11 protein-coding genes, 1 pseudogene and 1 riboswitch are annotated in these 12,585 nt (G+C 35.2%); of the genes and pseudogenes, 5 read left to right on the top strand and 7 right to left on the bottom strand.

Annotation, left to right across the window (positions count from 1 at the left end; translation table 11 throughout):
* Positions 1-95: 95 nt before the first annotated feature.
* Positions 96-941 carry an alpha/beta fold hydrolase gene (locus GJU32_RS12435; protein ID WP_155592272.1) on the top strand — a complete coding sequence of 282 codons (846 nt, stop codon included), beginning with the start codon at positions 96-98 and terminating at the stop codon, positions 939-941.
* Between the two features lie 100 nt (positions 942-1,041).
* On the opposite strand, the gene GJU32_RS12430 is transcribed toward GJU32_RS12435, so the two are convergent.
* From GJU32_RS12430 to GJU32_RS12420, 3 genes are all read right to left on the bottom strand, one after another.
* Positions 1,042-1,473 carry a hypothetical protein gene (locus GJU32_RS12430; protein ID WP_155592271.1) on the bottom strand — a complete coding sequence of 144 codons (432 nt, stop codon included), beginning with the start codon at positions 1,471-1,473 and terminating at the stop codon, positions 1,042-1,044.
* A gap of 141 nt (positions 1,474-1,614) precedes the next feature.
* Positions 1,615-2,196: a GNAT family N-acetyltransferase gene (locus tag GJU32_RS12425; protein WP_155592270.1), complete on the bottom strand. Its 582-nt coding sequence runs from the start codon at positions 2,194-2,196 to the stop codon at positions 1,615-1,617.
* A gap of 16 nt (positions 2,197-2,212) precedes the next feature.
* Positions 2,213-3,079, bottom strand: coding sequence for an AraC family transcriptional regulator (locus GJU32_RS12420; RefSeq protein ID WP_196426684.1), 867 nt, complete (start codon positions 3,077-3,079; stop codon positions 2,213-2,215).
* A 267-nt stretch (positions 3,080-3,346) separates the two neighbouring features.
* On the opposite strand from GJU32_RS12420, the gene GJU32_RS12415 reads away from it, so the two are divergent.
* Complete coding sequence (locus GJU32_RS12415; RefSeq protein WP_155592268.1) at positions 3,347-4,102, top strand: class I SAM-dependent methyltransferase; 756 nt, start codon at positions 3,347-3,349, stop codon at positions 4,100-4,102.
* A gap of 45 nt (positions 4,103-4,147) precedes the next feature.
* On the opposite strand, the gene GJU32_RS12410 is transcribed toward GJU32_RS12415, so the two are convergent.
* Positions 4,148-5,341, bottom strand: a complete 1,194-nt coding sequence (locus tag GJU32_RS12410; RefSeq protein ID WP_476638810.1) for a Ger(x)C family spore germination protein — start codon at positions 5,339-5,341, stop codon at positions 4,148-4,150.
* A 151-nt stretch (positions 5,342-5,492) separates the two neighbouring features.
* Between GJU32_RS12410 and GJU32_RS12405 the strand changes: the two genes are divergently transcribed.
* The gene (locus GJU32_RS12405) at positions 5,493-5,873 is read left to right on the top strand and encodes a VOC family protein (protein WP_155592266.1); all 381 of its coding nucleotides are present in this window, start codon (positions 5,493-5,495) and stop codon (positions 5,871-5,873) included.
* A gap of 163 nt (positions 5,874-6,036) precedes the next feature.
* On the opposite strand, the pseudogene GJU32_RS12400 reads toward GJU32_RS12405, so the two are convergent.
* Positions 6,037-6,949: pseudogene (locus tag GJU32_RS12400) on the bottom strand (class I SAM-dependent methyltransferase).
* 164 nt (positions 6,950-7,113) lie between these two features.
* Between GJU32_RS12400 and GJU32_RS12395 the strand changes: the two are divergent.
* Positions 7,114-7,608, top strand: coding sequence for a hypothetical protein (locus tag GJU32_RS12395; RefSeq protein ID WP_196426683.1), 495 nt, complete (start codon positions 7,114-7,116; stop codon positions 7,606-7,608).
* A gap of 507 nt (positions 7,609-8,115) precedes the next feature.
* On the opposite strand, the gene GJU32_RS12390 is transcribed toward GJU32_RS12395, so the two are convergent.
* Positions 8,116-8,946 (bottom strand): GNAT family N-acetyltransferase, encoded by an 831-nt coding sequence (locus tag GJU32_RS12390; RefSeq protein ID WP_155592265.1) that lies wholly within the window; start codon positions 8,944-8,946, stop codon positions 8,116-8,118.
* Between the two features lie 489 nt (positions 8,947-9,435).
* Positions 9,436-10,605, bottom strand: coding sequence for a Ger(x)C family spore germination protein (locus tag GJU32_RS12385; protein WP_420798381.1), 1,170 nt, complete (start codon positions 10,603-10,605; stop codon positions 9,436-9,438).
* A gap of 412 nt (positions 10,606-11,017) precedes the next feature.
* Positions 11,018-11,125, top strand: a riboswitch (SAM riboswitch).
* A gap of 65 nt (positions 11,126-11,190) precedes the next feature.
* On the opposite strand from GJU32_RS12385, the gene GJU32_RS12380 reads away from it, so the two are divergent.
* On the top strand, positions 11,191-12,519 hold the full coding sequence (locus tag GJU32_RS12380; RefSeq protein WP_155592263.1) for a Na+/H+ antiporter NhaC family protein: 1,329 nt from the start codon (positions 11,191-11,193) through the stop codon (positions 12,517-12,519).
* Positions 12,520-12,585: the final 66 nt, after the last annotated feature.

The following is a 12,585-nucleotide window of genomic DNA, read 5'->3' as shown; positions in this document are numbered from 1 at the left end:
TGAGGTGAATAGAATGCTAAAGCGTTCAATGGAAAAGACACGGGAACATCAAGAGGAAGGGGGAGTGATTAAACAATAAAGAAAAGAGGATAAAAATGAAGACATATCAAAAAATCGTTTGCGATGGATTTGAATTGAATTATAGTGTAAAGGGACACGGTCAGCCGATTTTAGTTGTTGGAAGTAGTATTTATTATCCACGACTGTTCTCTGAAAATTTTTCTCAACATTTTCAGCTTATATTTATAGATCATCGAGGATTTGTTAAGCCACCTCGACCTTTGAAACAAGCTGATTATACGTTAGACAAAATAGTGGAGGATATTGAGCTAGCTAGACAAATACTAAAGCTGGATGATTTAATTATATTAGGGCACTCAGGGCATGCATTTATGGCGATGGCGTATGCGAAATCATACCCTCAGCATGTTCAGAAAGTGATCCTATTAAATACGGCAACAACGAATAGCCAAGAAAGACAGCAACAAAGTTTGTCTTATTTTGAGACAAATGCAAGTGCTGAACGTAAAAAACAATTTGAGCATGATATGGCTTTTATAGAGCAGGATCTTAAGAAGGAACCTGAACGACGCTTTGTGCACATGTGTATTCGTATGGGCGCACATAGCTTTTATGATTTTACGTTCAATGCTGCCTCTATGTGGGACAGTGTTTATACAAATATGGAAGTTATTGATTACCTTTGGGGAGTCGCCTTTGCTGAACAGGATCTTATACAACTAATATATCAATTGAATAAGCCAATTTTTGTAGGACTGGGTAAATATGATTATTTAGTTGCACCTGTATCATTATGGAAGGCAGTAGAATGTGTTCCCAATGTAAAGAAAGTCATTTTTGAAAAAAGTGGTCATAACCCAATGTTTGAAGAACCTGAGTCTTTTGATGAACAACTAATAGAGTGGATAAACGAAGGATAGTCGTTAATGGCTGGTTATGCATTAAAGCAAATAACCAGCCTATTTCAATGAAACACAAAAAGGCTACTTCCAACAGGGAAGAGCCAAAGAATTAGCTTGCCTAACAGGTTCTACGTATCGCATCAATATGTTGACAGTCAATGATTACAGGTACGGCTTTTTCATCGATTTGAAGGAAGTAGGAACAGCAGCTTTGTGGGTCAAGATAAATAAAGTAAATACTTAAAAATTGACTGCCATTGGAAAGGTATACATCTACTAACGTTCCTGGTTCAAAGCATTCTAAGTGACTGCAAACACAGCTTTCACAAGGTTTCTTACTGTCGTTATTTACTTGGTCTTTGTCATGATATTTTTTTTCATATTGGTGGCTATTGAAATACTTGATTTTATATGAATCTTCTTCAACCTCATGATCAACGCTATCATCATAACCTGAATAATAGTTCTTCGATTCACAATAGCATTTAGAAAATTTATGATAATTATTAAATCCCCAATTCATTCGTGTTAAATATCTGTTTTCATCCATTCCTTTAACGCTCCTTTATGGTTTGAATGTCATGCTAGCGCAAGTCATCTATTTCTAATCTATGTAAAAGAGCAATTTGTGAGATGGTAAAATGTCCATTTGTCTGTAGAATAAAAGAAAGACCCTACACATAAATAGAGTCTAGCCTTGCAGATTATTTACATCATCTTCTTTCAAGAAACCATAGATTTCTAAATCAACAATCCCTTTACCGGACCATAATGTAGCTTGTCGTAAAAGACCTTCTTTCATAAATCCATTTTTTAACAGAACTTTTTTAGATGGTTCATTTAAAGGCATGACCTCTGCCTGAATACGATTAACGTTAACTTCCGCCAATAAAAATTTTACGATGGTTTCTACTGCCTCAGTTGCGATGCCTTTTCCCCATGATGTCTCAGCCAAATAGTAACCAATTGTCACCATACTTACTTTTTGATTGAAGTCCATTGCTTCGATAATACCAACTAATTTTTCACTTTTAGCTATTTCGAAAATACCCCATTTTATTCTGCTTTTCTTCGAATAATCTCGTTCAAAGTGACCAATCATTTTTTGAACTGTTGATAGGTTGTGTTTGGGGATGATCCCGCAGTATTCAAAAACCTTGTTATTATCGTAAATTGCAAATAGCTCTTGTACATGGGATTCTTCAATCTTTTTTAATTCTAGACGAGGGGAATTTAAATTAGGAAATTGATTAAATACTTTTTCAATATTCATCGTGTTTGCTCCTTTGTTAATCTTTAATGGGAATGTAAATTTTTATTTTCATATTATGTGGATAGGTAGATTGCATGACATCTGTTATTTCAAAATCAGGACCAGCATCTCGCTCATAATTAGAGTTTGGCAGCCATACGCCGTAAATGTAACGTCTTGTATTTTGAATTCCTTCGGTAGTGCTATTTATTGTAAATTCTGCATATTTACCTGCAGGAATTTCAAAATCGATAAAGTCTTCCTCTAGTTGCTCCTCAAAAGCTTGGACTTCCTCTCCTACAATAAAGGAAAACTGACCATTCTCCTGAAAGCTTGTAGAAATACCATACGCCCAATTAGGGGCCATTTTACGTGAGATTCGCTCATAATATTTCTGTTGTCCAAAATCCAAATAAAAGCCTGGAATTTCTTTATAATGCTGTTCGTCTTGTAATGCTGTTTTGTATTCAATGCCTGTGATTAGTTTTTTTGATAGTTGCAGTATTTTTGGTCTTTGTATTGGGAATTCCCCTTCCATTTTATAATCCAAAAAGTTCATTTTGGTTTGAAGTGGCATGGAGATGGCTCCTTTACGGTAATTAGCAGGTGTGACCCCAATATATTGAACAAATGCCCGTGTAAATGCTTCTTGAGAGCCATATTGAAAGTATATAGAAATTTCAAGTACATTTTGGGAGGTTGTTACTAATAGGGAAGCAGCTTCAGAAAGCCTCCTGTTGCGAATATACTGCTGTACAGAAAAACCTGTAATGGCTTGAAAAAGACGTTGAAAATGAAAAGCTGAAAAGTAAGATTGGGAAGCAATATCCGTAATCGCTAACTTGTCCTGTAGGTTTTTCTCAATAAACTCTATGGCGTTTTGAATTCTTTCAAAATAATCCATAGCAGCCTCCTTTCTCAACCCAATAGTACCGTTTAAATAGACGTATTTTTTGATAATTTGTGCTAATTTGTACATTAAATTGTAATGAACATGAAATCAATAGAAAAGTTGAGCTTGCTTACGAGTAAATGTATAATTTAACTAAATTTACAAGAAAGAGAGTGATAAAAGATGATAGTCAGCTCTATGTTGTTCCCATTAAATAAAATGAAGGTGTGGGAGAAGTAAACATTTTGATTCTTCCGCAACCAATCGGAGGAGAAATTTATGTACAAAAATTACGGACCATTAAGCACGGAGCTTTATGATTTGACAAAACCAGTAGGACATTCACTTGGTGGAGATATTGAATATTATCTAGAACGATTGCAAGGCATTACAGGTAAGGTTCTAGAGGCAGGGGTTGGCTCTGGACGTTTCTATATTCCTTTAATGGAGAAGGGCTTTGATATAGAGGGGATTGATTATTCACCAGAAATGCTAGCGTCCTGTCGCAAACAATGTAAAGAAAGAGGACTGACACCAACTCTTTATGAGGGCAATGTCAGTAATTTTTCATTAGACGAACAATATGAAGCGATTGTCATGCCGACAGGATCGTTCTGCTTAATTGAAAACTATCAAGAAGCCGTTTCTACCTTAACGAGTATGTATCGTCATCTAGTTCCAGGTGGACGAATCATCTTAGACTTACTATTTCCGACAGACTGGAAAACGGGAGAAATAACGTCGACCTACTATCAAATTGCTCATGATGAAGGGATTGCTCTTGAAAGAAAAGCGATTGACATAAACTGGGTCGATCAGTATACGTTAACCGTTTTAAAATATGAGAAATGGCAGCGTGGTACATTAATGGATACAGAATTGCAAAAGTTTTTATTACGTTGGTATGGTATAGAGGAATTTAAACTTCTGTTGCAAAGTATCGGTTATTCTGACATCACTTGTTCAGCCAACTACACGTTTACTAAACAACCAAGTCAAGAAACGTCACTCATTACATTCGAAGCGGTTCGCTAATAAAAAATGACCAGACTCTCTAGAGTGCTGGTCATTTTCTACTGCTTAATTTAGTTTTAATTTTGTAGCGGTCCCTATTCCTTTTGTTATGACATCGACCTCAAGATTAACTTCTAGCTCTGGATAAAGGGTTGGCCAGTCTTTTTTAATTCGATTCCATGCTTTATAGTCTTCTCGATGGAGTACTTCACCAAAATTTAATATATCAGCCTGATAGGTTTTTTGAATAGTATGGAGAGTGTCTTCTAATCTTTTTTTGATTTGCTTGCTCGTTTCTTTATTTAAAGCATTAATGGTTTCTGATTTTGTTAAATCCAGAGGACAACTTATCTCAGCAACGTTTTGCTCAATCTCAAGTTGAAAGGTAATGGAAGGTTTGTCATGTTGAAAATCGCCAGTCACTTTAGTTGAAGAATTTATAATTTCTGCTGATATCTTTCCATTTTCAGGACAGGCAATAATTTCAAACGAGCCTTTAATATTATTGTTTAAAAAATTATAATCCCTACTTTCTTCTTCTGATAAAAAGCCAATAAGCTTATAATTTTTAAAAACAGCTAGTCCTCCATATTGTAATTGTGCAGGGCTCTCAATTTTTTCTACATTTAAGCTATTATCTCCGGCATCCGCATCGCCATGTACATGAATAGAAGGTAATACGGCACTTTTATCGATACTACCTAACGATTGGACTAATTCATCTAAAGTAACAGATTCTGTAGTTCCCCATGCAGCTTCAGAATCCTTTAGGGATTTAAGCATTTTGCTAGCGGGAATGTCCTCTAACGGTGTTAAAATACTCAAAATTTCTTGTGCAGTCGATTCATGGGCAACGACAATGTTAAATTCACTCCTACCCTCAGGATCCCTCTGAAATAAATCTAAAATGCTATTCATCCCATCTTCAGCCATCTCTTCACCAATAATAATAATCTGGGCATGTGCGTAATAGGGTTTCCTTGGCGTCAGCGTTGTTAATCTTCGGATAGCATCAAATAAGGATTTCCCCTTTGCATGATAGGTGAAAACAGGGACTTGAAAGCTTGATGCTTTGTTTGATGCTACTTGGCTAGGGTTAACAATCTGTACAGAAATTTCTATAAGCTCGTCCGATTTATCGACCCCAACAGCCGTAACGATTGCTAATTCGTTTAACTCCCGTTTATTCCAGCAGCCACCTAATAAAAGGATTACTAAAAGCAATAGGATGCATGACAGTGTATGTTTGATGAGCGGCACCTCCTTTAGAAAAGGACTAAGACATTTCCGATACTATGTAGGATAAGCAAAAGACCAGAAAAATAATCAAAATGAATCTTATAAGAGGAGATTAAAGTATAAAAACAGAACATTTTTATGTAAGTTAACTGTTAAAATGGAGGTAATAGGAATGAAAGAATCATTATTAAAGGGCGTAGAGGCTATATTTATTCCAATAAAAGACCCCGAATTATCGGCTAAAAGGTATGCAGAAATGTTGGCATTTAAGCTCCTCTACATAGAAGAGGGAGCAGCGGTCATGAAAATCAATGAACAATCACCAACAGTCGTCTGTTTAGTAAAAGCAAATCAGCATCAGCCGTTACATTTTCCAGATAATCATTTTGGGGTTGGAAAATACTTTAATTTCATTTCTCACAATATCGAAGAAACCTATCAATTTCTAGTGGATCATCATGTTAGAGTAAAAGCTTTAGATGGAGAAGGGAATACAAGATTTTTCACCTTCTATGATCCAGATGGAAATCCTTTAGGCGTTTGTCAATCATAAGCGGGTCACTGTTTTACACAGTGACCCTAGTAACAAATCTAGGAGGTGTAAGGCTAATTAGCTTTACACTACTATAGTATACTAATTTTCTATATTGAAATAGTTAATTGCCTGGGGAATAGAAAGAAAATTAAGAATTTTTTAAAAGTGGGCTATATCGGTCTTATCTTTTTACAATATGCATGTAATGGATGGTTTCAAAAGCACGTAAGTAATCTGTACGATTTTGAAAATAAAGCTGTTGAATTGCCGCAGGGGATAGATGTTCATAGATGAGTAAACCTAATTGATCTAACATTCTCTCCATATCCTCATAAGCATAGCACGATTTCATTGATTCACCACCAGCTGCAGCCATTTTCACCATATTTTCCACTCGATTAGAGAAGCCTTTTTCTTGAAAGAGAGATTCATCAGCATAATCCAATACAATTGAGCTGCCAGTTGGAACTAAGGCAAATAAATGATCTAGTAAGCTTGCCAATTCCTCTTTCGTTAAATAATAGGAAACACCTAAGAGACTAAAAAAGGTTTTTTTATGCTGAAAACCTTCCGCCAATAGTGGTTGAGGTTGAAATTGTTTAGTAAAATCCATCGACACAAAATGTAGATGGCCCATTAGGGGAAATGATGTTTCTTGTAATCTTTTCTTTTTGAATGCCTGTGTTGCAGGATAATCAACCTCAAAAATTTCTAAAACCGTTCTTAACTGTTGGTGGGATAAGGGAAAGTATCCAAACCAGCACCTAAAATGAATATTGTTGGGCGCCTAGCAGTATTTCGTTATGCAAAACCCTTTCACAGTATGCAGCTCGTGCCAAGGGAGTTGGAGAGAGTTGAACTTGCGAAATCCATTTTATTAATTCTTTTTCATTGCCTTTATATTGTTGAGCGATGTCCTTATTAAAAAAGGCAATACCTTGTATCATGTTGTCCTGAATATTTTGAAATTCTACCTGTGAGATCAACTCTTTGGCGACATAATCGTCAAAAATTTTCGGTGTATCGAATTGACTATGATAGGCTCTGCTAAAGGCAGCTATTAATGAAGTGATACTAGATTCCTGCTTATTCATAAAAACACTCCTTAACAAAAAAATAGAATTCTCCTGGCCAGGAGAATTCTATTATATAAAATATTATTTTAAATGTAAATTTTATCATAAAAAACATTTTTTTCAATTTTTTTTGCTCGGATATAAATCATTAAATTGGAAATTTGAGGTTAGTAGGAGGCAATATGAAAAAAACTAAAAATAAAGTAACTTTACTCATAGTCGTTATAACTGCTATTTTTTTTATTGCACTGAAAGAACAAAACTATTCTGTAGAAGATATACTAGAAAGCGTTCATTTTAATGTAGAAAATCCAAGTATAACCATTCATAGTATCAATCCGGACAAAAAAGATATATTTACGGAAATTGACATTTCGAATGAAATACAACAAAAACTTATAAAGGCTTTTCAAAACGCAAAATTTGAAAAAACAACAGTAAATCCTATTGATTACGATTACCGAATCAATATTACATTGAATACAGGCTATGCAATGTGGCTTGATTCAGCTAAGAAAACACTCACGATCATTAGTAAAAATGAACACTATGTCATAGTAAACGATAACGATTTTTTTAGTATTTTAGAAAAAGCAACGAAAGAGACTAACGTTTCAAATAAAGAAGGGCGTGTAACACTGGAGAACGCCATAACTTCCTGTAAGTTATGTGGATGAAACAACTGGCAAAGAGGGGACCTTGATTATTCCATTCAATTAATGGAGTAAAAAATAAATGTAACTTATTCAAACATCAGCCGTCTAACTCACTAGTAGAATACAAAAGAACTAAAGCAAACTAGTAGCATTCACTTTTCACAAAAGGATCAGGATTCACATTTTTCGTGATTTCCTGGTCTTTTTGTGTTCGTAGTCCTATTTTAAATGAAATAAATAAAAAATAATGAAACCTTTAAGTTGTTCATTCGTATACTTATTTGAATCTAAAGCTAAGCAAACATTTAGTAAGATTCACTTTCACTTAAAAGACTAGGGCTTACATCGTGATGTAGGGATCTAGTCTTTTTTGTATAATTGTTCAGAAAGATAGTAATCTATGATTTTCATCGTCTTTACCTAACCGTTGTATGGCCTGTTGCTTCAGAATAAAGATGGATCAAAATGGATGCCTATCCGCAGACAATTGTACCCGATTACGTATTAATCCATGGTTCTTCAATCTAATTATTCTAGTAAAAATTCATAGCCAACATAATTAAATACTCTTTCGAATCCAATATTTTCTGCAACTGCAACAGAAGATTTATTCATTTCCATACAATCCCAATATGGGACTATATTATTTCTCAAACAATCTTTAACAAAACTGTGAGCTAATTTTTGAGCTAATTTTTTCCCCTGATGAGCCTCTAATGTTTCAATATCTATACAGTGTACATTTCCAACAACAAAACCTGAAAAACATGTGCTCACAACTTCATTTTGATAAATAATACAATAGCCCATACCTTTATTAAGAAAGGTATCCATTGAGGACCAAAATTCTACTATTTTTGATTGTAAAAATTCAATGTTCTTTATTGAATAATCACTATTTTTAAGAAGGGTATTAGAGATTTTAATAACCTTATAACCTTGATCAATTATAGGCTCAGACTGACCTTTATAGTTACCTTGCTGTAAGGTGTAAACCCATTGATTCCAGCTTCCTAATTTCCGATGTTCAAAAACTTTTGCAATAATGTTATCCCATTTTTCATGATTACCAATTCCTTCAAACCATTTTAGTTGGACTTTTTTTGCTTCTGGTATGATTACATTGTCAATAAAATGGTTTAACTCGTTATTAAACCCCTCGTTTTGCTCATTCCCAAAAAATATAAATCCATCATTATTTCCTAACCAAATCAAACCAGATGTTGGCTGATTACTATTATCTACAAATATACGACCTGGATTTATTTTTTCAACAACTGCTATTGCTTCCAATTGCCCCTGTTCATTTAATAATTTCCTGCACTTACTATATTCAGCTTTATCTGATTCCACTATCATCAAACTTCACCTACCTCTTGTCATCTGCTGTTAGACATTTCTACTTCAAAGAAATTAAAGATCACAATAAAACTTCGAAATGGGCTACTATTATTCTCTAAAATACATAAAAATTCCTCAATAATTTTATTGGAAAATATTTTAACTTGTTCAAAGCGTCAACTTATCGTAGTATTAAAACGAATCAAAACTAAGTAAGTTAGTAAGATTCACTTTCACAATAAAATCAGGTGCTCTTTTAAAAGGGCGCCTGGTTTTTTGTTTTATCTGGGCCTTCAATAAATTTAATTTGTAGTAAGTGTATAGACAACTAACAATCTCTACAGAGAATAGTATGCCACCAGTCATTTCTAAGCTCATTGAAATTTTTTTAATGCTCTAACTTTCATTTCGACCTCCTTTTATTACCATTTTATTGGAATAATATTGAAAAGTACAGAAAGTTAGAAAGAAACAGTCCTCCTATGCTTACGCTAGGAAGACTGTTTCTTATTCTTCGATAGTTTCTTCATATGTTTTTCGACCAGGGTTTATTTTCGTTACTTGGATCGTTATTTTACCAATGGAATCCTGTGTTAACGGGATTTTCCCGTCTTTCTCTATTTTTTTCCAAGTCCTTACATTTGATCGATAAAGGTACTCTGAAAAACGATAGATATCGACGTCTAATTTTAAACCTTCTTCATAGGTTTCGGTTATTTCTTTTTTAACTTGTTTGATTATGTTGGCTCGAACCTCATCAGAGTTTATGTTTCCTTTAAATCCATTCAGTGTAGCATGTAAATGAATAGTAATATCAAATGTCACTTGGTCGCTATTTTTAACGATTGGTTCCACCTTGACATCTAATTTATCTAAATCAACGGTTAGATAATCTCTTTCTCCATCTTCTAATTTAAATGTGATTTCTCCACGGTTAGTGTCATTATTCATCCACTGATTGCCTCTTGCAGCGGAATTTTTAATAAATCCTTTAAAGCCGTCCTTTGTGAGAATTCCTACACCTGAGAAAGTAGTTTCATCAACTTGTTCCTCCGCCGTTTCCCAATCTTTCATGATGGTCACATAGGGGATACTTACCTCATGACTTGGTTCATTCAAGGCAATAATTACATTTCTTAAGTTTTGGGGCTCTATAAATGATTCTTGTTTTGTTGTATTGATCGGATTACTTAATTTTGAAGAAGTCAACGAATTTTTTAATATCGGTGTGACGAGCATGACATCCTTAATAGGGTCCTTTGTGCAATAAACCCAAATATGATACCTTGTCTCTCGAAAACGAATAAACGTATCAATAACAGGGACACTTCGTTCATTTTCCATGGCTCGTTCTGAAAAGAGCAAATACCTCATATGCCCCCAAAAAATTTCCTGATCAGAAGAACGATACAATTTATAGATCGCTTCTTCAATGGTTTTTCCCTCAGCATAACCCACCTCAGCGGGTGCGACATCTCCACTAGGTTGTTCAGATTTCGCTACATCGGCAAAGTTAATAATTTGTAGATAGACTTTGTATTGATTATCCTCAAAATCCACCCCAACGGCATTGATATAATACATTCTTTGAGGTTCCGTAACATCCCAGCAACCTGACGTAAAGAGTGCAGTAGTTAAAACGAATAGGAGAAATACTATGTTTTTTCTAGTCATCATGTCCCTACTTTTTATGTTTGGTTTACTTTAAGCTAGTTTTGACAAAAAAATGAAGACTTATAAGTAATGGTGGGTAGACAGTGATAATACGCGCAGAGGGGAGCTGAAATTCCAGTGGTATCCTTGCCATAAATCAGACATTTTTAACTTGGCCACTACTTGTAGTGCTGTTTGGTGTATGTATGAAAATTTCAATATATTTTAGAGGAGTACTTAAAATGTTATGGATATGAGCATACTACAAGGTAGGATGGAAACATAATCTTTTTGAATTGAAGGAAATAATTCAAGTACTTATGCTAAAAAAAGAGTTATTTTTTGCCTTGAAAAAAAGTTTAATTAAAAACATGTTGCAAATAGTACTATTTTATTTTAATCTTTTAATATTGTGTCAAAAAAATAGTATATTTTCTTCTTATCAAGAGAGATGGAGGGACTGGCCCGATGAAATCTCGGCAGCGGAACTTAGTTACTAAGTTACTGTGCCAAATCCAGCAGGCAATGTCTTGATAGATAAGAGGAGTGTTTTAAAAGGCCTCTTCTTGTAATTTCAAGATGAGGCCTTTTTGGAGTAGGAATGGAAAAATGTATCCGATTTTAGTTTTTGGAGGTAGAACAGTGAAGAAAGCGAATCCATGGGCGTTGATCCCATTTGTTGTTTTTATGATTTTATTTATTGGTTCGGGAGTTATTACCGGTGATTTTTATGCCTTTCCTGTTATTGTAGCCATTACAATTTCAGGTGCTGTAGCTCTGGCAATGAATCGAAAAGAATCGTTTTCGCGAAAGGTTGATATTTTTTGCCAGGGGGCAGGAAATTTAAATGTTATGCTGATGGTTATTATTTTTCTCTTGGCGGGTGCCTTTTCTTCGGTAGCAAAAGGCATGGGAGCTGTAGATTCAACTGTTAACTTTGCTTTATCGGTCATTCCGCCAAACATGCTTGTCGTAGGCTTATTCATCATCGCATGCTTCATCTCCCTGTCAATGGGTACATCAGTGGGAACGATTGTTGCCCTAGCGCCAATTGGAGTTGGGATAAGTGAACTTACGGAGCTTTCTATCGCTTTAGTAATGGCAGCGATTGTTGGTGGTTCGATGTTTGGCGATAATTTATCCTTTATTTCAGATACAACAATTACTGCCGTTCGTTCTCAAGGCGCACAAATGAAGGATAAATTTAAGGTGAATTTTTGGATTGTATTGCCAGCCGCCATTATAACGAGCATTATTTTAGGAGTTATTACAGTGGGTGAAACGGCACAAGTGGAGCATTTAAGCTATAGTTGGCTAAAAATCGTTCCCTATGTTTTAGTTATTATTTTGGCGTTATCTGGTCTGAATGTTTTTCTTGTTCTAGCATTCGGAATTGTTCTCGCCGGTGCTGTTGGCTTAGCAGATGGCAGCTATCAGTTCATGAGCCTTTTGCAAAAGATTGGCGAGGGTATGGCAGACATGTATGAAATCGCCTTTCTAGCAATATTAATTGCTGGTATGGTGGAGGTAATTAAGTTTAACGGAGGAGTTGACTTTTTGCTTCAACTTGCAACACGAAAGATTCAATCGAAAAGGGGAGCTGAATTTGGTATTGCCAGCCTAGTGGGCCTAACTAATCTATCTACGGCCAATAATACGATTGCTATTTTAATTGCTGGACCGCTTGCCAAAAATATTGCTGAACAGTATGAGATTGAACCGAGAAAGTCCGCAAGTATATTAGATATTTTCTCCTGTACGGTCCAAGGTCTTCTGCCATATGGAGCCCAATTTCTGGCAGCTGCAAGCGTAGCTAAAATATCACCAGTGAGTATTCTGCAATACTCTATCTATCCAATCCTTATTGGCATTTGCGGGATTATAGCTATTCTCATCGGTTATCCGGCAATAAAGAAAAGCGAGAATTCCCCACTATAAACAATAGTTGTTAAATTCCAGTATTGAACTGCCCCCCATTGTAGAGACACTAACCATGGGGGGCAG

This window comes from Lysinibacillus cavernae (assembly GCF_009724685.1).
Lineage (GTDB): Bacteria > Bacillota > Bacilli > Bacillales_A > Planococcaceae > Lysinibacillus > Lysinibacillus cavernae.
This window is presented reverse-complemented; position numbering and strand designations above follow the sequence as displayed.

Coding starts and splice junctions, on each gene's coding strand:
- GJU32_RS12420 (WP_196426684.1), bottom strand. CDS start 3,079: ATGGATTATTTTGAAAGAATTCAAAACGCCATAGAGTTTATTGAGAAA.
- GJU32_RS12405 (WP_155592266.1), top strand. CDS start 5,493: ATGAAAGAATCATTATTAAAGGGCGTAGAGGCTATATTTATTCCAATA.
- GJU32_RS12395 (WP_196426683.1), top strand. CDS start 7,114: ATGAAAAAAACTAAAAATAAAGTAACTTTACTCATAGTCGTTATAACT.
- GJU32_RS12425 (WP_155592270.1), bottom strand. CDS start 2,196: ATGAATATTGAAAAAGTATTTAATCAATTTCCTAATTTAAATTCCCCT.
- GJU32_RS12415 (WP_155592268.1), top strand. CDS start 3,347: ATGTACAAAAATTACGGACCATTAAGCACGGAGCTTTATGATTTGACA.
- GJU32_RS12430 (WP_155592271.1), bottom strand. CDS start 1,473: ATGGATGAAAACAGATATTTAACACGAATGAATTGGGGATTTAATAAT.
- GJU32_RS12385 (WP_420798381.1), bottom strand. CDS start 10,605: ATGATGACTAGAAAAAACATAGTATTTCTCCTATTCGTTTTAACTACT.
- GJU32_RS12380 (WP_155592263.1), top strand. CDS start 11,191: ATGTATCCGATTTTAGTTTTTGGAGGTAGAACAGTGAAGAAAGCGAAT.
- GJU32_RS12390 (WP_155592265.1), bottom strand. CDS start 8,946: ATGATAGTGGAATCAGATAAAGCTGAATATAGTAAGTGCAGGAAATTA.
- GJU32_RS12435 (WP_155592272.1), top strand. CDS start 96: ATGAAGACATATCAAAAAATCGTTTGCGATGGATTTGAATTGAATTAT.